Below are 20,073 nucleotides of genomic sequence, written 5' to 3'. Positions count from 1 at the left end.
CCTATCGGTGTACATCCCCCGAACAGCGGAAGCACGGACCGATGTTGTCTTATTTTATTGACGTCTGAGGGTGCATCAGCCCACGGAACACGCCATCCGCACTTGCCAACAGCCTTGCGTGCGACGCCCGCTCGCGCATGCGGAATGACGGAATTTCACCGCCAGAACAAGGGGGCTCCACCTGTTCTGATCGTGCAGGCCCCTCCGGGGCGCCGTCATACCCAGGTATGACACGGACGCTCCCGGTGCGACCGAAGTCTGCCTTCGGAACCGGAACAGCGGCTGACTACACGGACCTCGGCGACCGTGACGATGGATGAGACCCCCGAACACATCGTCGTCCCCGAGGAGAGCCCTCTCGTGACCACCACACCCATCGCCGGCCGGACCACCGCCGTGGCCGCGCGCGCCACGGATCTGTCGAAGATCTACGGACAGGGCGAGACCCAGGTGGTCGCTCTCGACCGGGTCTCCGTCGACTTCCGGCAGGCCGAGTTCACCGCGATCATGGGCCCGTCCGGCTCCGGCAAGTCCACGCTGATGCACTGCGTGGCCGGGCTGGACACCTTCTCCTCCGGCTCCGTGCGCATCGGCGACACCGAGCTGGGCTCGCTGAAGGACAAGCAGCTCACCAAGTTGCGCCGGGACAAGATCGGCTTCATCTTCCAGGCGTTCAACCTGCTGCCGACGCTGACGGCGCTGGAGAACATCACGCTCCCCATGGACATCGCGGGGCGCAAGCCCGACAAGCAGTGGCTGGACTCGGTGATCGCGATGGTCGGCCTTTCGGGGCGGCTCAGCCACCGGCCCTCCCAGCTGTCCGGCGGCCAGCAGCAGCGCGTGGCGGTGGCCCGCGCCCTGGCCTCCAAGCCCGACATCATCTTCGGCGACGAACCGACCGGAAACCTCGACTCGCGCTCCGGCGCCGAGGTGCTGGGCTTCCTGCGCAACTCCGTACGGGAGTTGGGGCAGACCGTGGTGATGGTGACCCACGACCCGGTGGCGGCGGCCTACGCGGACCGGGTCGTCTTCCTCGCCGACGGCCGGATCGTGGACGAGATGTACCGCCCGACCGCCGACACGGTCCTCGACTTCATGAAGCAGTTCGACGCGAAGGGCCGCACCAGCTGATGTTCCGCACCGCCCTGCGCAACGTATTCGCGCACAAGGCCCGGCTCCTGATGACCGTGCTCGCCGTCATGCTCGGCGTCGCGTTCGTCTCCGGAACCCTGGTCTTCACCAACACCGTCTCGAACGCCTACCAGAACAGCTCCGCCAAGGGCTTCGACCAGGTTGACGTCGCCGTACAGCCCAACCACCGCGAGAGCGAGGGCAATACGGTCGGCAAGACCCCCGAACTCACCCAGGCGATCCTCGACAAGAGCGCCCAGGTGCCGGGGGCGAAGTCCGCGATCGGCGTCGTCAGCGGCTTCACCGCCATCGCCGACAAGGACGGCAAGCTGCTCGGGGAGGGCTGGCAGTCCGCCGGCGGCAACTACTCCGGCACCGAGGACCCCCGCTACCCGCTGGTCAGTGGGCACGCCCCGAGCGGCAAGGGCGAGGTGCTGCTCGACTCCAGGAGCGCGGAGCGCGCCGGCTACGAGGTCGGCGACACCGTGCGCATCTCGGTCGACGGCCCGGTCCTGAACCCGACGATCACCGGCATCTTCACCACCGACGACGGCAACGTCGCCGCGGGCGGCAGCCTGGCGCTGTTCGACACGGCGACCGCCCAGCAGCTGTTCGGCAAGACGGGCACGTACGACGAGATCGACGTCCGGGCGAAGGCGGGCGTCAGCCAGGCCGCGCTGAAGGCCGAGCTCGACAAGGCGCTGCCGAAGGACCTCGTCGAGACCACCACCGGCAAGCAACTCGCCGACGACCAGGCCGAGATGATCTCCTCGCAGATGGGCAGCTTCCGGCAACTGCTGCTGGCCTTCGCGGGCATCGCGCTCTTCGTCGGCACGTTCATCATCGCCAACACCTTCACCATGCTGGTCGCCCAGCGCACCAAGGAGCTCGCGCTGCTGCGGGCGGTCGGCGCCTCGCGCCGGCAGGTCACACGGTCGGTGCTGATCGAGGCGTTCGTGGTCGGCACGGTCGCCGGTGCCACCGGTCTGGTCGCCGGCATCGGGATCGGGGTCGGACTGCGGTCGCTGATGAGCACCCTCGGCGCGACCGTCCCGGACGGGCCGCTGGTCGTCTCCCCCGGCACGGTCGCCACCGCCCTCGCGGTCGGCGTGGTGATCACCATGCTGGCGGCCTGGCTGCCGGGCCGCCGGGCGGCGAAGATCCCCCCGGTCGCCGCGATGAGCAGTGTGCACGCGCAGGCGACGACCAAGTCGCTGGTGCTGCGCAACACGCTGGGCGCGCTGTTCTCCGGCGCGGGCATCGCGGTCGTCCTGGCGGCCACGACGATGGACGGCTCGGACGGACAGGCCCCCATGGGGCTCGGCGCGGTCCTGCTGATCATCGGCGTCTTCATCCTCACGCCCCTGCTGTCCCGCCCGCTGATCGCGGCCGCGGCACCGGTCCTGAAGGTCTTCGGCATCTCCGGCAAGCTGGCCCGCCAGAACTCGGTGCGCAACCCGCGCCGTACGGCCGCCACCGCCTCCGCGCTGATGATCGGCCTCACTCTGATCACCGGCATGACGGTGATGGCGGGCAGCCTGCAGAAGTCGATCGACAAGATGGCCAGTTCCTCGCTCAGGGCCGACTACGTCGTCTCGATGGCGAACGGCAACGGGCTCTCGACCGACGTCGACACCAAGCTGCGCGCACTGGACGACGTCACCGCCACCAGCCCGCTGCGCAACGCGCCCTCCCGGATCGACGGCGAGACCGAGTATCTGACCGGCGTCAACGGCTCGGTGATCGGCGACCTGACCGACCTGCCGCTGGACGACGGCGCGTTCACGGTCGGCGGCACGAAGGTCGTCGTGGACGACGACACCGCCAAGTCCCACGGCTGGACGGCGGGTTCGGGCTTCACCGTGCACTACGAGGACGGCAAGGCGCAGAAGCTCACCGTCGCCGGGGTCTACCAGGGCAACGAGATGATCCGCGGGATCATGCTCGACAACGGCACGCTCACCCCGCATCTCACCGACCCGACCGACATGCAGGTCATGGTCAAGACGTCCGACGGCGCGTCCGACGCGACGAAGGACCGGCTGGAGAAGGCCCTCGGCGCCAACCCGGCCATCAAGGTCCAGGACAAGAAGGACCTCTCCAACGAGATCGCGCAGATGTTCACGCTGATCCTCAACATGGTCTACGGCCTGCTGGCGATGGCGGTGCTGGTCGCGGTCCTCGGGGTCATCAACACCCTGGCCATGTCGGTGTTCGAGCGCTCGCAGGAGATCGGCATGCTGCGCGCGATCGGCCTGGACCGCAAGGGCATCAAGCGGATGGTCCGTCTGGAGTCCCTGGTCATCTCCCTGTTCGGCGGTGTGCTCGGCATCGGCCTGGGCGTGTTCTTCGGCTGGGCGGCCGGTGAGCTGCTGGGCACGCGGATGGCGACGTACGAACTCGTCCTGCCCTGGGCCCGGATGGGCGTGTTCCTGCTGCTGGCGGCGACCGTCGGCGTGCTGGCGGCGTTGTGGCCGGCGCGGCGCGCGGCCCGACTGGCCCCTCTTAGTGGGGGGTGACCCCCCACACCCCCCTTGCTGACGGCCATCAAGTCGGAGTAGTCCTACGGCAGTCGGGGCCCGTCACCGGATGGTGGCGGGCCCCTTTCTCAGTTCCAGGTACGGGCGCGCAGCGGCATCCCGGACTCGCCCGAGTCGGGTGTCCTGACCGCGAGGACCTGGTTGACGCCGATGCGGTTGTGCTCGAAGGCGAGCGCGCAGGCCGCCATGTACAGCCGCCACACCCGGGCCCGGCCCGGGGTGGTGAGCCGGGTGGCCCGCGGCCAGTCGGCCTCCAGGGCCGCGACCCAGCGGCGCAGGGTGAGGGCGTAGTGCTCGCGGATCGACTCCACGTCGCGCACCTCGAACCCGGCGCGCTCCAGCTGGGTGACGGTGGTGCCGAGGGGGGCGAGCTCGCCGTCGGGGAAGACATAGGCGTCGATGAACTCGTCGACGCTGTAGGCGGACTCGTCGCGCTGCGGGCGCCTTGCGATCTGGTGGTTGAGCAGCCGGCCGCCGGGCTTGAGCAGCCGGTGCAGATCGGTGGCGTACGCCAGGTACCGTTCGGCGCCGACGTGTTCGGCCATCCCGATGGAGGAGACGGCGTCGTACGGGCCGTCCTCGACGTCGCGGTAGTCCTGCACCCGGATCTCGACCATGTCCGTCAGGCCCTCGCCGGCGGCGCGCTTGCGGGCGTAGGCGGCCTGTTCCTGGGACAGCGTGATGCCGACGACGCGCGCGCCGTACTCGCGGGCGGCATGGATCGCCAGCGAGCCCCAGCCGCAGCCGACGTCCAGCAGGCGCACGCCGGGCGCCAGGGCGAGCTTGCGGCAGACGAGGTCGAGCTTGTCGCGCTGGGCGGCTTCGAGGGTGCTGTCGGGGGCGGACCAGTAGGCGCAGGAGTACACCATCGACGGGCCGAGGACGATCTCGTAGAAGTCGTTGCCGACGTCGTAGTGGTGGCTGATGGCGCGTCGGTCGGTGCGCTTGGTGTGGAGGTGGCCGCGGCGCCGGCGGACCTCCTCCTCGGGCGGGGCGGGCGGCGGCAGCGGGCCGGCGAGCCGGACGAGACCGCGCACGGCCGCCCGCACCTCCGGGTCGCGCAGTGCCGCGGTGAGCGAGCGGGCGTCCTCGCCGCGCTCCCACAGCAGGCCCGAGAGCAGGTCGAGGGCGGTGTAGAGGTCGCCCTCGACGTTCAGGTCGCCCGCGACCCAGGCCCGCGCGAGCCCGAGTTCGCCCGGCTTCCACAGCAGTCGGCGTACGGCGCGGCGGTTGCGGACGACCAGCGCGGGTGCGCCGGGCGGGCCCGCCTGTGAACCGTCCCAGGCGCGGATACGCAGGGGGAGCGGCGCTCCCACCAACTGTTCGACGAGGCCCTTCAGCCGCAGCGCGGCGTCTGCCATGGCACACACCTCCGTGACGGGGGATCCCGGAATGTCCAGCACCCACGTAAACACCTACCCAGCGGCTGCGCAGTCCCCCATCGGCGTTACGTCTGAGCAAAATGCGTGTATCCACCATGGGGTCTGCGCCGGGTGTACGGCTCCAGGAACGCCGAAGGACCCCCTGCACCACGGATGGCAGGAGGTCCTTCGGTTGGATCAGTGACCGGAGGTCAGGAGGCCTTGGCCTTCTCCTCGGTCTTCGGCGCGGCAGCCGCGGGCGCCGGCGCCGGCTTCGCGGCCTCGTAGAACTCCTCGCGCGGGGACTCCAGCGCGCCGAGCGCCACGACCTCGCGCTTGAGGAACATGCCGAGCGTCCAGTCGGCGAAGACGCGGATCTTGCGGTTCCACGTCGGCATCGCCATGCCGTGGTAGCCGCGGTGCATGTACCACGCCAGCCGGCCCTTGAGCTTGATCTTCATCTTGCCCATGACGATCATCGCGACGCCCTTGTGGAGGCCGAGACCGGCCACCGCGCCCTTGTTGGCGTGGCTGTACTCCTTCTGCGGGAAGCCCCGCATGCCGGAGACCACGTTGTCGCCGAGGACCTTGGCCTGGCGCAGCGCGTGCTGGGCGTTCGGCGGGCACCAGGCGTTCGGGTTGCCGGCCTTGCGGCCGACGAGGTCCGGCACCTGGGCGTTGTCGCCCGCGGCCCAGATGTAGTCGGTGCCCGTGACCTGGAGGGTCGGCTGGCAGTCGACGTGACCGCGGGGGCCGAGCGGCAGGCCGAAGCGGGTGAGCGCCGGGTTCGGCTTCACACCGGCGGTCCACACGATCGTGTTGGAGTCGACCTCAAGGCCGTTCTTCAGCACCACGTGGCCGTCGACGCAGGAGTCCATGGAGGTGGAGAGGTAGATCTCGACCCCGCGGGCCTCCAGGTGCTCCTTGCCGTACTGGCCGAGCTTGGGGCCGACCTCGGGAAGGATCTTGTCGGCGGCGTCGACGAGGATGAACCGCATGTCCTCGCGGGACACGTTGGTGTAGTACTTCGCCGCGTCGCGGGCCAGGTCCTCGACCTCGCCGATGGTCTCCGCACCCGCGAAGCCGCCGCCGATGAAGACGAAGGTGAGCGCCTTGCGGCGGATCTCCTCGTCGGTCGTGGAAGCGGCCTTGTCCAGCTGCTCCAGCACGTGGTTGCGCAGGCCGATGGCCTCCTCGATGCCCTTCATACCGATGCCCTGCTCGGCAAGGCCGGGGATCGGGAAGGTGCGGGAGACCGCGCCCATGGCGATGACCAGGTAGTCGAAGGGCAGCTCGTACGCCTCGCCGACCAGCGGGGCGATCGTGGCGACCTTGCGGTCCTGGTCGATGGTGGTGACCCGGCCGGTGAGGACCTCCGCCTTGGGCAGCACGCGTCGCAGCGGGACGACGACATGGCGCGGGGAGATGTTGCCGGCGGCGGTTTCGGGGAGGAAGGGCTGGTAGGTCATGTACGACCGGGGGTCGACGACCGTGACGGTCGCCTCTCCGTAGCGCATCTTCTTGAGGATGCGCCGAGCTGCGTACAGGCCTACGTACCCACCGCCTACTACGAGGATCCTGGGACGCTCCGTGGTGCTCATGCCATCGAGTATCCACCCGCCCCAGGGGGGTCGCTCGTGCGCCCCTTCACAAGCTTCCACAGGGGGTGTGTTATCCTCCGCGGCTCGCGTGATCCAGGTCATGGCACGGAGTGGAACCGGCATCCGGTTCGGACCGTTGTCAATGCCGCGTGAGCTGCCTCTCTGGGCTTCCGGGGGCGCTGTGAGCGCCCCGAAACAGTCCCGCGCGAGCACCTCCCTCGGAACCCTCGCAGCGCCCTTCTGAACGTGTTCAAGGGGGTGTTGGACCCCCGGAAGGGCCAACCGGACCCTTTCCGTGCTCCGACAGGGCCGAATTCCTTGTGAAGAACTTCACGAACTTTTCCGACGAGGCGTCGCGGAGGGGCCCTCAAGGGCCCCTCGAACGCGCTCAGACGCTACATGACCTGCTCAGCCGAGGCTACTGGCCAGTAATAAAGGAGACCTACGCCACCGACCACGCGATGCCGTCGAGGATGTCGTGCTCGCTCACCACGACCTCCTCGGCACCGATCCGCTCCATGATCGACAGCAGTACGAGGGCCCCGGCGGCGATGACGTCCACGCGCCCCGGGTGCATGGAGGGAACGGTCGCGCGCTCGGCGTGGGTGGAGTGCAGCAGCCACTCGGTGATCTCACGGACCCGGTCGTGGGAGACGCGGGAGTGGTGGATGCGGGCCGAGTCGTACCCGGGCAGCTCCTGCGCGATCGCCGACACGGTCGTCACGGACCCGGCGAGCCCCACCAGCGTGTGCGCCTCGCGCAACGGCACGGTCTGCTCGGCGAGGTCGAGAGCGGCCTCGATGTCGGCCCGCATGGCGGCGATCTGCTCCTCGGAGGGCGGATCGGAGACAACGCCGTCCCGCACCAGGTGCCGCTCGGTCATCCGCACACAGCCGACGTCGACGGACCGCGCCGCGCGCACATGGTCCTCGCCGACCACGAACTCCGTCGACCCGCCGCCGATGTCGACGACGAGATAGGGCTTGGGAAGGTGGTCGCGCCCCGCCAGCTCCTTGGTCGCCCCGGTGAAGGAGAACTCCGCCTCCTGGTCACCGGAGATGACCTCGGGCTCGACGCCCAGGATGTCCATGACCCCGCGCACGAACTCGTCGCGGTTCTCGGCGTCCCGGGAGGCGGAGGTCGCCACGAAGCGCAGCCGCTCCGCACCGTGCTCCTTGATGATCGCCGCATACTCCCGGCAGGCGGCGAAGGTCCGCTCCAACGCCTCGGGCGCCAGCCGCCCCGTCCGGTCGACCCCCTGACCGAGCCGCACGATGGTCATACGACGGTCCAGATCGACCAGCTCACCGGTGACCGGGTCGCAGTCGGCGACGAGGAGCCGGATGGAGTTCGTACCGCAGTCGATGGCGGCGACACGGGTCATGGGGAGGTCCTTCCTGAGCTTTGCAAACGGGGTCCAGGAGGCGGAGCCCCCTGGTACGCGAGGCCGACGCCGGGTCACCCCTCAGCGGCCGGCACCACGCACGCGCCCTTGCGCCACCACTCGGGCAGCATCGCCAGCGCCTCGTCGCCGAGCGGATTGACGCCGGGCCCGGCGGCCAGGGAGTGCGCCACGAGCACGTGCAGGCACTTCACCCGGTCCGGCATCCCGCCCGCGCTCGGAAACCCCGTCAGCTCCTCGATCTCGTCCCGCCGCCGGATGTAGTCCTCGTGCGCGGAGCGATACGCCGCCGCCAGCTCCGGATCCGTCTCCAGCCGCTCGGTCATCTCCTTCATCACGCCGTTCGCCTCCAGCGTGCCGATCGCGGAGTTCGCCTTCGGGCACGTCAGGTAGTACAGCGTCGGGAAGGGCGTACCGTCGGGCAGCCGCGGAGCGGTCTCCACGACGTCCGGCTGCCCGCACGGACAGCGGTGCGCGATCGCACGCAGCCCGCGCGGCGGACGGCCGAGCTGCTGCTTGAAGGCCTCGACGTCGGCGTCGGTGGGCTCGGTGCGCGGAGTGGTCGGCGGGGGCGTTTCCATGTCTGTCTTTCGTCTCTTCGAATTCACTGGTCGGCGGCGTCGGACTTGTCGACCCCGTCCCAGACGTTCGCGTACCAGGGCCGGTCGGCCGCGCCCAGGTCGGTGCGCGACTGGCGGGCGGCGTCCGGGTCGATCACGACGTACCCGGTCTCGCCCGGCATCACATAGTGCAGCCGCTCACGGATCTGCTGCTCGGCGTACGCGTCGTCCTGCCAGCGTGCCTTGAGGTCGCGCAGGTCCTCGACCCGCTCCCGCGCCTGCTGCTTCTCCCGCTGGAGGTCGGCGATCTCGGCGCGCTGCGCGACGTACTGCCTTATCGGGTAGGCGAGGGCGACGACCAGGGTGCACACCACGAGGGCGAGCAGCGCCGCGCGGCCGGTCAGCCGGGAGCGGCGGGCCTGCCGCCGGGTCTGCGAGCGGTAGACGCGGGCGGCCGTCTGCTCGCCGAGCAGCTTGATCCTGGTCGCGGTGGAGAACCGGTCCCGGTCCTTCACGGCCATTGTCCAGCCTCCCCTTCACACACGCGCGTACGTCCCCGCACACGGTACGGGACCGAGTACGGGGACGTACGGACGACTGGCTAGGCCTTCAGGAAGGCTCAGCCCTTGAAGCGGGGGAACGCGCTGCGGCCGGCGTACACCGCGGCGTCGTCGAGGATCTCCTCGATGCGCAGCAGCTGGTTGTACTTGGCGACGCGCTCGGAGCGGGCCGGGGCACCGGTCTTGATCTGGCCGCAGTTGGTGGCGACGGCCAGGTCGGCGATGGTGACGTCCTCCGTCTCGCCGGAGCGGTGGGACATCATGCACTTGAAGCCGTTGCGCTGGGCGAGCTCCACGGCGTCCAGGGTCTCGGTCAGCGAACCGATCTGGTTCACCTTCACGAGCAGCGCGTTGGCGGCGCCGTCCTCGATGCCACGGGCCAGGCGCTCCGGGTTGGTGACGAACAGGTCGTCGCCGACGAGCTGGACCTTGTCGCCGAGCTTGTCGGTGATGACCTTCCAGCCGGCCCAGTCGTCCTCGAACAGCGGGTCCTCGATGGAGACGAGCGGGTAGGCCGCCACGAGCTCCTCGTAGTACTCCGTCATCTCGGCGGCGGAGCGCTCCTTGCCCTCGAAGAGGTACTTGCCGTCCTTGTAGAACTCGGAGGCGGCCACGTCGAGCGCGAGGGCGATCTGCTCACCGGGGACGTACCCGGCCTGCTTGATCGCTTCGAGGATGAGGTCCAGGGCGTCGCGGTTGGAGCCCAGGTTCGGGGCGAAGCCGCCCTCGTCGCCGAGGCCGGTCGACAGGCCCTTGCTCTTCAGCACGGCCTTGAGGGTGTGGTAGACCTCGGTGCCCCAGCGCAGCGCCTCGGAGAAGGACTCCGCGCCGATCGGGGCGATCATGAACTCCTGGATGTCCACGTTGGAGTCGGCGTGCGAGCCGCCGTTCAGGATGTTCATCATCGGCACCGGCAGCAGGTGCGCGTTCGGGCCGCCCAGGTAGCGGAAGAGCGGGAGGTCGCTGGCCTCGGAGGCGGCGTGGGCGACGGCGAGCGAGACGCCGAGGATGGCGTTGGCGCCGAGGGAGCCCTTGTTGTCGGTGGCGTCCAGGTCGAACATCGCCTGGTCGATCAGGCGCTGCTCGGTGGCGTCGTAGCCGACCAGCTCGGGGCCGATCTGCTCGATGACGGCCAGGACGGCCTTCTCGACACCCTTGCCCTGGTAGCGGTTCGGGTCACCGTCGCGGAGCTCGATGGCCTCGAAGGCGCCGGTGGAAGCGCCGGACGGAACGGCGGCACGACCCGTGCTGCCGTCGTCGAGGCCGACCTCGACCTCGACCGTGGGGTTGCCTCGGGAGTCCAGGATTTCCCGGGCTACGACGACGTCGATGGACGGCACGAGCATCTCCTTCTTGGGATGTGACGCTGGAAGTGCGGGGCACGTGAGCCTTGCGACTAGAGCCTAACCGCCTCCGGGACATCGGCCAGCCGACCGACCGTCCCGTGGACAAGGACAGACGGTACCTATTGTTTCCCGACGGAACAAAGGGTCGATGCCCTTAACTATGGGTGACCTGCAGAAAGACGGGTGGGAAAAGAAGACCCCGCCCCGGTGCGTACGGGGGAATACGCACCGAAGCGGGGAGCCCGTGGGGACGGGGGGTGACCCTCACGAGGCCTTCATTGTGAAGGACACGTCTATGAGGGCACTGTGGTTCGGCTACGGGACTACTTGAGGTGCAGCTGCTGACCGGGGTAGATCAGGTCGGCGTCCTCGACGATGTCCTTGTTCAGCTTGAAGAGCTTCTCCCAGCCGCCCTTGACGTCGTGCTCCTCGGCGATGGTGCTGAGGGTGTCGCCGGCGACGACCTTGTACTCGCCGTCACCCTTCTTGACCTTCTTGCCGGTCGGGGTGGTGACGGTCTTCTTGGCGGCCGGACGCTCGGTGGAGCGGGAGGCCGGCTGCTCGGTCTCACGCGTCGTGGGGGCCGTCGTGGTGGTCTCCGAGGAGCCGCTGGAGCTGCCGGTGTACGAGGCGCTCGACAGGCCCACGCCACAGGACGGCCAGGCGCCCTTGCCCTGGCCCGCGAGGACCTTCTCGGCGATCTCGATCTGCTGCGCCTTGCTGGCCTGGTCGGCGGTGGAGGCGTACTGCGTGCCGCCGTACGCGGCCCAGGTGGAGGCCGAGAACTGGAGGCCGCCGTAGTAGCCGTTGCCGGTGTTGATGGACCAGTTGCCGCCGGACTCGCACTGGGCGACGGCGTCCCACTCGGAGGCGGTGGCGGCGGAGGCGTTGCCGGCCGCCATCAGCGGGGCGGCCACGGCGGCGCCGGTGACACCGGCGATGGCGATGGCGCGGGTGGCCTTGGACGGACGACGGTGCTTGCCCTTGCCGGAAAACAGCATGGATCGATCCCCTCACCGACGCCTGCGAGGTGAGCTGTCGGGTTCGGGCCGGTTGAGTGCCCGGACGCGCAACGGTCGGTGCGCGACTTCACCCCAAGCCGGATCCAGCTCAACTGCTGGGCCCGGCACTTACCTTGGGTCCCCCGCTCCTGCCTACGGCGCATGACGCGACGACTGTTCCCGTACGGCCACCGGCAGGATTCGGCGTGCGGCAGTCGGGGCCCGCTGCTGCGAGCGGTCATGACCGTAGACACGCGATCCGCGGAATTTCAAAGACGATCAGGGCTTCTGAGACTCATCCCACACTTTCGCCAAAACGGACATTCAGTGCGAAGCGTGACGCGAACTCCCGCTACTTTTCGCCCGGTTCGACCCCTACTTCGAGGGTCTGACCGGGGATGATGAGGTCGGGGTCAGTGCCGACGGTCGCCTTGTTCTCGGCATAGAGGCCGCGCCATCCGCCGTTGAGGTCAAGGGAGTCGGCGATGCCCGTGAGGCTGTCCCCGTTGCGGACGGTGTACGAGCCGTCGGCGGCGTCGCGCGCGACCGCGTCGCCGCGGGAGGCGTGCCGGCCGGCGGAGTCCGCACGGTCGTCGGTGGTTTCCTCGTCGGCGCTGTCGCCGCGGTGGCGGCCCGTGCCGGTGTCGATGAGGGCGGAATCACCCTCACCCTGACCCGAGTTGTCCGAGTTGTCGCCCTCGGTCCCGTCTGTGGATTCGCTGTCGGATTCCTGGGAGTCACCGGATTCGGTGGACTCCTCGGACTCGGCGGACTTCGAAGGCTTGGCGGACTTGTCGGACTTGGCCGAGTTGTCCGATGCGTCGACCGAAGGCGATTCGGTGGACGAGCCGTCGATCGAGTCGAGCAGACCGGAGGAACCGGAGGAGTCCGACGAATCGGAAGAGTCGGATGAACCGGTCGAACCGGTCGCGTCTTCCGCGACGCCCGTGTCGACGTCGACCGAACCCGACTTCTCGTCAAGGCCGGAGAGGGGGCCGCAGGTGGGCCAGGCCGCGAGGCCCTGGTCCGCGAGGATCCGCTCGGCGACCGCTATCTGCTGGGAGCGGCTGGCCAGGTCGGCGCTGGCCGCGTACGTCGTACCGCCGTACTCCTCCCAGTTCTCCTGGGTGACCTGAAGGCCGCCGTAGTAGCCGTTGCCGCTGTTCTCGCTCCAGGAGCCGCCGCTCTCGCACTCCGCGACCCGGTCCCAGGTGTTGCCCTCGGCGGCGCTTGCGCCCGTGGCGCCGAGGAGCGGGATGGCGATGGCGGAGCCGGTCACTCCGGCCGCGACGATGAGAGCCGGGGCCTGGCGGGGGCGACGGTGACGACCGTTCCCGGAGAGCATGCGGGGGCCTTTCGCGAGACAGCAGAGATCGGCGCGGCGGGTGACACGAGGGGCCGCGCTGACGAGTGAACGTATCGGCAGACGATCACTTGTCACAAGTTAATGCCGCGCAGATCACGTGAAGATCACAGACTTGAGGGCGTGTCACCTTCACCTCGGGCGTGGACAGTCACCCGGTCGAGATGCCGCTCGGCGTGAACTCGACCGGCAGTGTGCGCAGTCCGCGCATGATGAGGCCGCCGCGCCAGCGCAGCTCGGCCGGATCCGCCGCGAGCCGGAGATCCGGGAGCCGGGTGAGGAGGGTCGCCAGCGCGGTCTGGCCCTCCAGGCGGGCGAGCGGGGCGCCGAGGCAGTAGTGGATGCCGTGGCCGTAGCCGAGATGCTGGTTGTCGCGGCGGGAGAGGTCCAGGGTGTCGGGGTCGGCGAACCGCTCCGGGTCCCGGTCGGCGGCGGCGAGGACGACGAGGACGGGGTCGCCGGCGGCGATGTCCTGCCCGCCGATGGTGAGCGGGCGGGTGGCGAACCGCCAGGTGGCGAGCTCCACGGGGCCGTCGTAGCGCAGGAGTTCCTCCACGCCGGTCTCCAGGAGGCCGGTCTCCCGCCGCGCGAGCGAGCTCTGCAGCCGGGCGCGCTGCTCGGGGTGGGTGAGCAGGGCGTAGGTGCCGTTGCCGATGAGGTTGACGGTCGTCTCGAAGCCGGCGAACAGGAGGATGAAGGCCATGGCGGCGGCCTCGTTCTCGGTGAGGTGCTCGCCGTGGTCGGAGGCGCGGATGAGGCCGGAGATGAGGTCCTCGCCCGGGGTGGGCTCGGCGGGCAGCGCCTCGCGCTTGCGGTGGATGAGGTCGGCGAGGTAGCCGCGCATCTTCTTCACGGACCGGGCGACGCCGCCCCTCGGGCCGCCCTGATGACGGATCATCATGCCCGCCCAGTCCCGGAAGTCGTCCTGGTCCTCGCGGGGGACGCCGAGCAGGTCGCAGATCGCGTAGATGGGCAGCGGGAAGGCGAACTCGTGGATGAGGTCGGCGGACCCCTCGGCCGCGAACCGGTCGATCAGCTGATCGGTGAGCTCCTGCACGCGAGGTGCGAACTCGGCGACCCGGCGCGGGGTGAAGGCCTTGCTGACGAGCCGTCGGAGCCTGGTGTGGTCCGGCGGGTCGATGTTGAGCAGATGGGTCATCAGCTCGGCCTTGCGCTCGCCGGGGATCCCGGTCTTGCCCTTGGCGTGGGCGGGCTCGTCGTGGTGCGCGGGGTTCTTGCTGAGCCGCTGGTCGGCGAGGGCCTGCTTGGCATCGGCGTATCGGGTGACCAGCCAGGCCTCCACCCCGCTGGGCAACGTGGTCCGGTGCACGGGCGAGTGCTCGCGCAGCCAGGCGTACGCGGGGTACGGATCGGTGGCGAACTCCCAGGTGAAGAGTTCGGGCGGGGCCGGGGCCGGCGGCAGCTTCTCGTCGTGCACACCGAGACCGTAGTCGCCCTGTCCCACCATACGAACGCCCCGAGCGTGCACTTCGTCACAGACAGGCCCGATATGCGACCTGCTTGCCATGGGCCCTTCACATCCCCCCTACATTCACCCATGTGGATCCACAGGTACTGAAAAGCACTTTTGCCGTGCTTGAGAGACGCGCCGAGCAGGCAATGAAATACTTCTACTCACACCTTTTTTGGAACAATCCGGGCGTTCGTGAGCTGTTCCCCGAGGACATGGAGCCGCAGCGCGACCGCCTTTTCACCGCACTGACCTACGTCGTGGCGCATCTCGACAACCCAGGTCTGCCCGCGTATCTGAAGGACCTCGGCCGGGACCACCGCAAGTTCCTCGCGCAGCCCGCGCATTACGCGGCGGTGGGCACGAGCCTGCTCGCCGCCTTCGAGTACGTCCTGGGCAACCAGTGGACGCCCAAGGCCGAGAAGGCCTGGACCGAGGCGTACACCGTGGTGTCGGGCGCCATGATCGCGGGCGCCCAGGAGGCCGAGGACGCCGGCCGGCCCAACTGGTGGGACTGCGAGGTGGTGTCCCACACCCGTTACAACGACGACCTCGCGGTGCTCACCCTCCTTCCGCGCGAGCCGCTGCCCTTCCGGACCGGCCAGTACGTGAGCGTCAGCAGTCCGCGCGTGCCGTCGCACTGGCGCACGTACTCCATAGGCAACGCACCCCGCGTCGACGGCACGGTGGATCTGCACATCAGCCGGGTCGAGGGGGGTTCGCTGAGCACCGCACTCGTCCAGCAGGTGCGCGAGGGAGAGGTGCTGCGCCTGAGCGCGGCGGGCGGCAGTCTGACGCTGCGGACGCCGGTCACCCGCCCCCTCACCTTCATCGCGGCCGGCACCGGCTGGGCCCCGGTCAGGGCACTGCTCGAAGAGCTCGCCGTCGAACTCGCCCGGTGCGACCTACGGCTCTTCTCCGTCGCCCGGCACCCGGCGCTCCTCTACGACCGTCACGCCGTCGAGGAGCTGCGGACGCTGCTCCCCCAGCTCGACATCGCCTATGTCACCCCCGCCCCCGGCCGACCGCCCGCGCAGGCCACCGACCGGCTGGTCTCCGCCCTGGGCAGCCAGGGCAACTGGCCGGCCCAGGACGTCTATCTCGCCGGTCCGCCGCCCTTCGTCCACGAGGTCAAAAGAGCGCTGACGGAACTCGGCACCGCCCCGGAGCGGATCTTCCACGACTCCCTGCCGGCGATCGGGGCCGGAGCCACCCGGCCGCTCGGCCCCTCGGAGTGGTTCCTCAACCGGCCCGAACCGCAGTGGCACGACCCCTCGGGGCGCATCCTGTAGACGCGGCCGGCTACTGGACGCTCTCGGCCGCCCGGATCGCATCCCGGTAGGCGCGGCCCGCCGCACGCAGGGCCGCCTCCGGATCCACCCCCTCACCCTGCGCGCGGACCGCCAGGCCGAGGAGCTCGTAACCGATGCCCTCACCGGCCGGAAGCTCCACTTGCAGACCGGACTGGGCGACCCGGCTCGCCAGCTTCGCGGCGAGCGCGAGACCGGGCTGACCGAGGGGGATGCCGTCGGTCACCGACTCCCGTTGCTTCTCCACGGCCTTGGTGCGCAGCCAGTGCTCCTTGACCTCCTCGGGGGTGGTCGCCGTCTCCTCGCCGAAGACATGCGGGTGGCGGTGGATCAGCTTGGTGACGATCGTGCCGGCCACGTCGTCGACGGAGAACGGGGCATCGGGGTCCTCCTCGGCGATACGGGCGTGGAAGACGACCTGGAGCAGGACGTCGCCGAGTTCCTCGCGCAGTTCGTCGCGGTCGCCCTCCTCGATCGCCTCGACGAGTTCGTACGCCTCCTCGATGCCGTACTTCGCCAGGCCCTTGTGGGTCTGCTGGGACGACCAGGGGCATTCGTTGCGGATGCGGTCCATGACCTGGACGAGGTCGAGGAGGCGGGCGCCGGGCAGGTCGTAGGAGGCGGGGAGCAGCTCCAGGTCCGGCATGCTGACGCGTCCGGAGCCGGCGAGGCGGGCGAGGCCGTCGGTCAGCGCCGGTTCGCCCTCTCCGGTCGCCACGACCACGACCGTCCGCCCTCCGGCGCAGGCGTCGACCAGTTCCTCGGCCGTCGGCGACGCCTCGTCCACCCGTATGCCCGCCTCGCGCAGATACGGCAGCTGCGGGTGCGCACCGTCCGCGCACAGCACGCGGTCGGCGGCGCGCAGCGCCTGCCAGGCGGGCCAGGACAGCAGGCCGGGGGCGACGCGGTGGCTGGTGGTGAGCAGGACGATGCGGCCGGGGGCGGCGGCTTCGGGGCTGGTTGAGTTCACGCATCGAACGTAACCCACGGCGCCGACAGCCCCGTGAGTTATCCACAGGCCGGCCGGCGCTGCCGTACCGTTCCGCCGCTACGGCGTCATGCCGTCTGCTCGGTCCCGGTGGCCGTCACCTCGCGCAGCCACGGGGTCCTGGCGTCCACGCGGCTGCTCTTCTGAACGTCCCAGGTGCCGTAGCGCGGGTTGAGGTCGACGCCGAGTTCCTTCGACGCGTCGGACAGCGCCTTCCAGAACTCGGGGCGGCTGGTGTCGGTGCCGAGGACGGCTGCGAGCTTCTGGGCCTCCAGCTGGAGGCGGAGGTTCTCCTCCAGGCGCTCGGGGGCGACGCCGTACTCCTGGAGCCAGGCCGTCTCCAGCGCCTTGGCGCCGCCGGCCTGCTGCTCCAGGCCGGTGCGCATCTGCTGGATCTCCTTGCGGGTGACGGTCACGCCCGCGTCCTGCGCGGCGCGGTGCAGCACCCGGTCCAGGACCATGCCGTGCAGGGTGTCGCGGGTGAGGCTGCCGGTGCGGGCGATGGCCTGCGCGTACTGCGCCTCGTCCTGAACGGCCGCGCGCTGTGCCGCGCGCACCTCGTTCACCCGGTTCTCCAGCTGCGAGACGGTGATCCGCTGGTCACCGACGACGGCCGCCGCGCCGGGATGCGCATCGTTTCCGCAGGCGGTGAGAAGGGGTGCCGCGGCGATCGCGGCGGAGAGGAGGAGCGCGGTGCGACGGCGGCGAGTGCGGCGGTGCAAGGAAACCTCCCGAGGAGATTGTGCGACGGTGCACAAAGTCTTGCGGTGATCGATGGTAGGCAGTGGGCAAGCTCTGGCCAACCCATTCGACCAACGATTCACCGGGACTTCGGGCACCGGCGCGCTAACCGCGGACGGTGTCCCGGGGGCCTGGGGGGAATTCGTTGCCCTGCCGGTCGGAGACCGTGGCGAAGAAGGACGTGGCCCAGACGGTCAGACACCCGGGCTCGTGGCTCGTCTCGAACGGGTGGTCGTGCCACTCCCCGTACGAGGTGACGTACACGGACTCGCCGGGCTCCAGCCAGTAGTCCTGCCCGAACGGCTCCAGCCAGAGCTGCAACCGCGCGTCTCCGCTGTTCTGCACGAGCATCGGCACCGGGTTGCCCAGCCGCCGGATCGCCTCGAAGCCGAAGTCCCCCGCGTCGGGCATGTTGGCCTTCAGCGGGGCCATGATCCGGTCGATCGCCTTCCGGTCGATCGCCTTCCGGTCGGCCGCGCGTCCGCTATCCACGGACCTGCCCCAGCCACTGCAACGTCCGCCGGATGTCCGTCGCCAGGGGGTGGGCCGGGCCGTTGAGGCGTTCGACGTCGTGCAGGAGGCGGATCAGGGTGTCGTGGGCGGCGGCGCGGTCGCCCAGGGCGAGGAGGAGGTGGCCGATGCGGCGGCGGACGTCGTGGGCCGGGCCCGGGTCGCCCGCCACGTACTGGTTCTCGTAGTACGGCAGCAGCGCCCGGTACTCGGCGAGAGCCGCCGCCGGTTCGCCGAGCTGCTCCAGGCAGTGGGCGGCGTCGTAGCGGTAGCGCAGGGACTGGGGGTCGGCGTGGCCGGCCTCGGCGGCGCGTTCGTCGGCGAGACGGCGCAGTTCGGGCAGCGCGCGCCGGTACTGGCCGTCGTCCATGAGGGTGGCGGCGTACTGCTTGCGCAGGGTGCGCACGACCGGGGAGTGCTCGCCGTGCTGTTCCGCGGCCGCCGGGAGGATCGCGCCGAGGATGTCGACGGCCTGGGTGATGCGGCCCTCGCCGAGGAGGCGCTTGACCTCGTCGACCGCGCGCGCGACGTCGGGTTTCTCGGCGGGGGGCGCGAGCGGCGTGACGGGGGCGGGCTGGGGCGCGGGCGTGCGCGCGCGGTCCGGCCAGGGGGCGTGCGGGCGCAGGAAGGGGCGCGTGGGGTCGAGGGGCGCCCCTGTGGGCATCCCGCGCGCGGGCAGGAGCAGCGCCAGGTCCTCGTACACCTCCTGCGCGCTGGCGGGGCGGTGCTGCGGGTCCTTGGCGAGCAGGCGCAGGACGAGGGTTTCGAGCGCCTCGGGCACCTCGGGGCGCAACCGGCGCACGGGCAGCGGGGGCTCGTACAGATGCCGGTGCAGCACGCCGAGCGCCGTGGAGCCGGAGAACGGCACGTCGCCGCTGAGCAGTTCGTGCAGCAGCACACCGAGCGCGTACAGGTCGGTGTACGGGCCGACCGCGCCGCCCATCGCCTGCTCGGGCGCCATGTAGGCGGGCGAGCCGATCGGCGTGCCGGTGTGGGTGAGCCGGGTGGTGTCGGCGTCCATGACGGAGGCGACGCCGAGGTCGAGGACGGTGACCGTGCCGTCCTGCTTCACCATCACGTTGCGCGGCTTGAGGTCGCGGTGGACGATCGGCACGGCGTGCACGGCGCTCAGCACGGCGCACAGTTGCGCGGCGACCGCCACCGCCCACTGCCACGGGTACGGGTCGTGCTCGGCGAGATGGTCGGAGAGGTCGGCGCCGTCGACGTACTGCATGACGAGGAACAGCTCCTCGCCCTCGCTGCCCGCGTCGTGCACGGTGACGAGCCCGGGGTGGTCGACCTGCGCGGTGACCCGGCACTCGCGCACGAAACGGCGGCGCAGCTCGTCCGCCTCCTGCCCGGCCACCTTGTCGGGGCGCAGCAGCTTCACCGCCACGCGCCGGTCGAGCCGCTGGTCGTACGCCGTCCAGACCTGGCCCATGCCGCCCTGCCCGATGAGCGTGGACAGTTCGTACCGGCCGGCGACGACACGTCCCGTCGTCACGGTCGCCTTCCGCCCTCGGGTCCGCCGTTGTTCCGGCCGTCGTGGTTGCGCAGGTAGTCACTGAGCTCGTCGAGCTCGGCGCGGACCTGGTCGATGCGCGCGGGCGCGGGGGGCTGGGGCGCGGGGTGCTGGGCGGGGTGCTGGGGCAGAGGGGGCGGTGTGACGGGCGGTTGCGGGGCGGGGGCCGGGGCCGGGGCGGGTGTCTGGAAGACGGTGGTGGCGTTGTACGTCGGCCTGGGCTGGGGCTGGGGCTGCGGGTAGCCGTACGCCGGGGCCGGGGTGGGCTGCGGGGCGTAACCGGCGTAGCGGAGCTGGTGGTAGTGGCGTACGTCCGCGGCGAGGTAGTACGAGATGGCGGCCACGAGGGTGCCGAGAAGCAGGGCCATGCCCGTCCAGCCGCCCACGGTGTGGACCTCGTCGCCGGGCTCGGTGGCGAGCAGCGCGAGCCCGACGCCGACCGCGCCGAGCGCGGCCGCGAACAGGACCCAGTCGAGCGCCTTGCGGGTGACGATGGCCAGGCGCAGCAGCATCGTCCAGGCCAGGATCCCGATCGTGAAGATCGAGATCACCACGAAGAACACGCGCAGGAAGACCAGCCACCCGGTGGGCGGCGGCTGCTTCACCGGCTGCGTGTAGCCGTGGCCATGCATGACAGCTCCTGGTGCCTGAGGTGGGCGTACGAGG

17 protein-coding genes and 1 riboswitch are annotated in these 20,073 nt (G+C 70.2%); of the genes, 3 read left to right on the top strand and 14 right to left on the bottom strand.

The window, feature by feature from the left end; genetic code table 11:
* The first annotated feature begins 360 nt into the window (after positions 1-360).
* Positions 361-1,131: an ABC transporter ATP-binding protein gene (locus AB0Q90_RS37665; RefSeq protein WP_363164886.1), complete on the top strand. Its 771-nt coding sequence runs from the start codon at positions 361-363 to the stop codon at positions 1,129-1,131.
* Entirely contained in the window at positions 1,131-3,650 is a 2,520-nt protein-coding gene (locus AB0Q90_RS37660) for an FtsX-like permease family protein (protein ID WP_363164885.1), read from the top strand. Before AB0Q90_RS37665 ends, AB0Q90_RS37660 begins: the two co-directional genes overlap by 1 nt.
* Positions 3,651-3,739: 89 nt before the next feature.
* Here the strand turns inward: AB0Q90_RS37660 and AB0Q90_RS37655 are convergent, their stop codons facing one another.
* The 9 genes from AB0Q90_RS37655 to AB0Q90_RS37615 all read right to left on the bottom strand — a co-directional run bounded on the left by AB0Q90_RS37655 (position 3,740) and on the right by AB0Q90_RS37615 (position 14,303).
* Entirely contained in the window at positions 3,740-5,032 is a 1,293-nt protein-coding gene (locus AB0Q90_RS37655; RefSeq protein WP_363164884.1) for a class I SAM-dependent methyltransferase, read from the bottom strand.
* 212 nt (positions 5,033-5,244) lie between these two features.
* Positions 5,245-6,633 (bottom strand): NAD(P)/FAD-dependent oxidoreductase, encoded by a 1,389-nt coding sequence (locus tag AB0Q90_RS37650; protein ID WP_363164883.1) that lies wholly within the window; start codon positions 6,631-6,633, stop codon positions 5,245-5,247.
* A gap of 442 nt (positions 6,634-7,075) precedes the next feature.
* A complete protein-coding gene (locus tag AB0Q90_RS37645; RefSeq protein WP_363164882.1) occupies positions 7,076-8,017 on the bottom strand; it encodes a Ppx/GppA phosphatase family protein in 942 nt (313 codons plus the stop codon).
* A 74-nt stretch (positions 8,018-8,091) separates the two neighbouring features.
* Positions 8,092-8,616: a DUF501 domain-containing protein gene (locus AB0Q90_RS37640; protein ID WP_363164881.1), complete on the bottom strand. Its 525-nt coding sequence runs from the start codon at positions 8,614-8,616 to the stop codon at positions 8,092-8,094.
* A gap of 23 nt (positions 8,617-8,639) precedes the next feature.
* Positions 8,640-9,116 carry a septum formation initiator family protein gene (locus AB0Q90_RS37635; protein ID WP_363164880.1) on the bottom strand — a complete coding sequence of 159 codons (477 nt, stop codon included), beginning with the start codon at positions 9,114-9,116 and terminating at the stop codon, positions 8,640-8,642.
* 98 nt (positions 9,117-9,214) lie between these two features.
* Entirely contained in the window at positions 9,215-10,501 is a 1,287-nt protein-coding gene (gene eno / locus AB0Q90_RS37630; RefSeq protein ID WP_363164879.1) for a phosphopyruvate hydratase, read from the bottom strand.
* 323 nt (positions 10,502-10,824) lie between these two features.
* Positions 10,825-11,502, bottom strand: coding sequence for a transglycosylase family protein (locus AB0Q90_RS37625; protein ID WP_363164878.1), 678 nt, complete (start codon positions 11,500-11,502; stop codon positions 10,825-10,827).
* 4 nt (positions 11,503-11,506) lie between these two features.
* A riboswitch (cyclic di-AMP (ydaO/yuaA leader) is annotated at positions 11,507-11,673 on the bottom strand.
* A 181-nt stretch (positions 11,674-11,854) separates the two neighbouring features.
* Positions 11,855-12,847 (bottom strand): transglycosylase family protein, encoded by a 993-nt coding sequence (locus AB0Q90_RS37620; protein WP_363164877.1) that lies wholly within the window; start codon positions 12,845-12,847, stop codon positions 11,855-11,857.
* A 169-nt stretch (positions 12,848-13,016) separates the two neighbouring features.
* Positions 13,017-14,303, bottom strand: coding sequence for a cytochrome P450 (locus AB0Q90_RS37615; protein ID WP_363164876.1), 1,287 nt, complete (start codon positions 14,301-14,303; stop codon positions 13,017-13,019).
* A gap of 182 nt (positions 14,304-14,485) precedes the next feature.
* On the opposite strand from AB0Q90_RS37615, the gene AB0Q90_RS37610 reads away from it, so the two are divergent.
* Complete coding sequence (locus AB0Q90_RS37610; RefSeq protein WP_363164943.1) at positions 14,486-15,628, top strand: globin domain-containing protein; 1,143 nt, start codon at positions 14,486-14,488, stop codon at positions 15,626-15,628.
* 10 nt (positions 15,629-15,638) lie between these two features.
* Here the strand turns inward: AB0Q90_RS37610 and AB0Q90_RS37605 are convergent, their stop codons facing one another.
* The 5 genes from AB0Q90_RS37605 to AB0Q90_RS37585 all read right to left on the bottom strand — a co-directional run bounded on the left by AB0Q90_RS37605 (position 15,639) and on the right by AB0Q90_RS37585 (position 20,039).
* Entirely contained in the window at positions 15,639-16,616 is a 978-nt protein-coding gene (locus AB0Q90_RS37605; RefSeq protein ID WP_363164875.1) for a nucleoside triphosphate pyrophosphohydrolase, read from the bottom strand.
* An 86-nt stretch (positions 16,617-16,702) separates the two neighbouring features.
* Entirely contained in the window at positions 16,703-17,356 is a 654-nt protein-coding gene (locus AB0Q90_RS37600; RefSeq protein ID WP_363164874.1) for a SurA N-terminal domain-containing protein, read from the bottom strand.
* Between the two features lie 124 nt (positions 17,357-17,480).
* Positions 17,481-17,867, bottom strand: a complete 387-nt coding sequence (locus AB0Q90_RS37595) for a hypothetical protein (protein ID WP_363164873.1) — start codon at positions 17,865-17,867, stop codon at positions 17,481-17,483.
* Positions 17,860-19,353, bottom strand: a complete 1,494-nt coding sequence (locus AB0Q90_RS37590) for a serine/threonine-protein kinase (protein ID WP_363164942.1) — start codon at positions 19,351-19,353, stop codon at positions 17,860-17,862. Before AB0Q90_RS37590 ends, AB0Q90_RS37595 begins: the two co-directional genes overlap by 8 nt.
* A 32-nt stretch (positions 19,354-19,385) precedes the next feature.
* Positions 19,386-20,039, bottom strand: a complete 654-nt coding sequence (locus AB0Q90_RS37585) for a hypothetical protein (protein WP_363164872.1) — start codon at positions 20,037-20,039, stop codon at positions 19,386-19,388.
* Positions 20,040-20,073 lie beyond the last annotated feature (34 nt).

The organism is Streptomyces sp. NPDC079141 (assembly GCF_040686775.1).
Lineage (GTDB): Bacteria > Actinomycetota > Actinomycetes > Streptomycetales > Streptomycetaceae > Streptomyces.
This window is presented reverse-complemented; position numbering and strand designations above follow the sequence as displayed.

Excerpts from the sequence above, each read along its gene's own strand:
- AB0Q90_RS37660 (WP_363164885.1), top strand. The coding sequence starts at position 1,131 with ATGTTCCGCACCGCCCTGCGCAACGTATTCGCGCACAAGGCCCGGCTC.
- AB0Q90_RS37655 (WP_363164884.1), bottom strand. The coding sequence starts at position 5,032 with ATGGCAGACGCCGCGCTGCGGCTGAAGGGCCTCGTCGAACAGTTGGTG.
- AB0Q90_RS37650 (WP_363164883.1), bottom strand. The coding sequence starts at position 6,633 with ATGAGCACCACGGAGCGTCCCAGGATCCTCGTAGTAGGCGGTGGGTAC.
- AB0Q90_RS37645 (WP_363164882.1), bottom strand. The coding sequence starts at position 8,017 with ATGACCCGTGTCGCCGCCATCGACTGCGGTACGAACTCCATCCGGCTC.
- AB0Q90_RS37640 (WP_363164881.1), bottom strand. The coding sequence starts at position 8,616 with ATGGAAACGCCCCCGCCGACCACTCCGCGCACCGAGCCCACCGACGCC.
- AB0Q90_RS37635 (WP_363164880.1), bottom strand. The coding sequence starts at position 9,116 with ATGGCCGTGAAGGACCGGGACCGGTTCTCCACCGCGACCAGGATCAAG.
- eno (WP_363164879.1), bottom strand. The coding sequence starts at position 10,501 with ATGCTCGTGCCGTCCATCGACGTCGTCGTAGCCCGGGAAATCCTGGAC.
- AB0Q90_RS37625 (WP_363164878.1), bottom strand. The coding sequence starts at position 11,502 with ATGCTGTTTTCCGGCAAGGGCAAGCACCGTCGTCCGTCCAAGGCCACC.
- AB0Q90_RS37620 (WP_363164877.1), bottom strand. The coding sequence starts at position 12,847 with ATGCTCTCCGGGAACGGTCGTCACCGTCGCCCCCGCCAGGCCCCGGCT.
- AB0Q90_RS37610 (WP_363164943.1), top strand. The coding sequence starts at position 14,486 with ATGAAATACTTCTACTCACACCTTTTTTGGAACAATCCGGGCGTTCGT.
- AB0Q90_RS37585 (WP_363164872.1), bottom strand. The coding sequence starts at position 20,039 with ATGCATGGCCACGGCTACACGCAGCCGGTGAAGCAGCCGCCGCCCACC.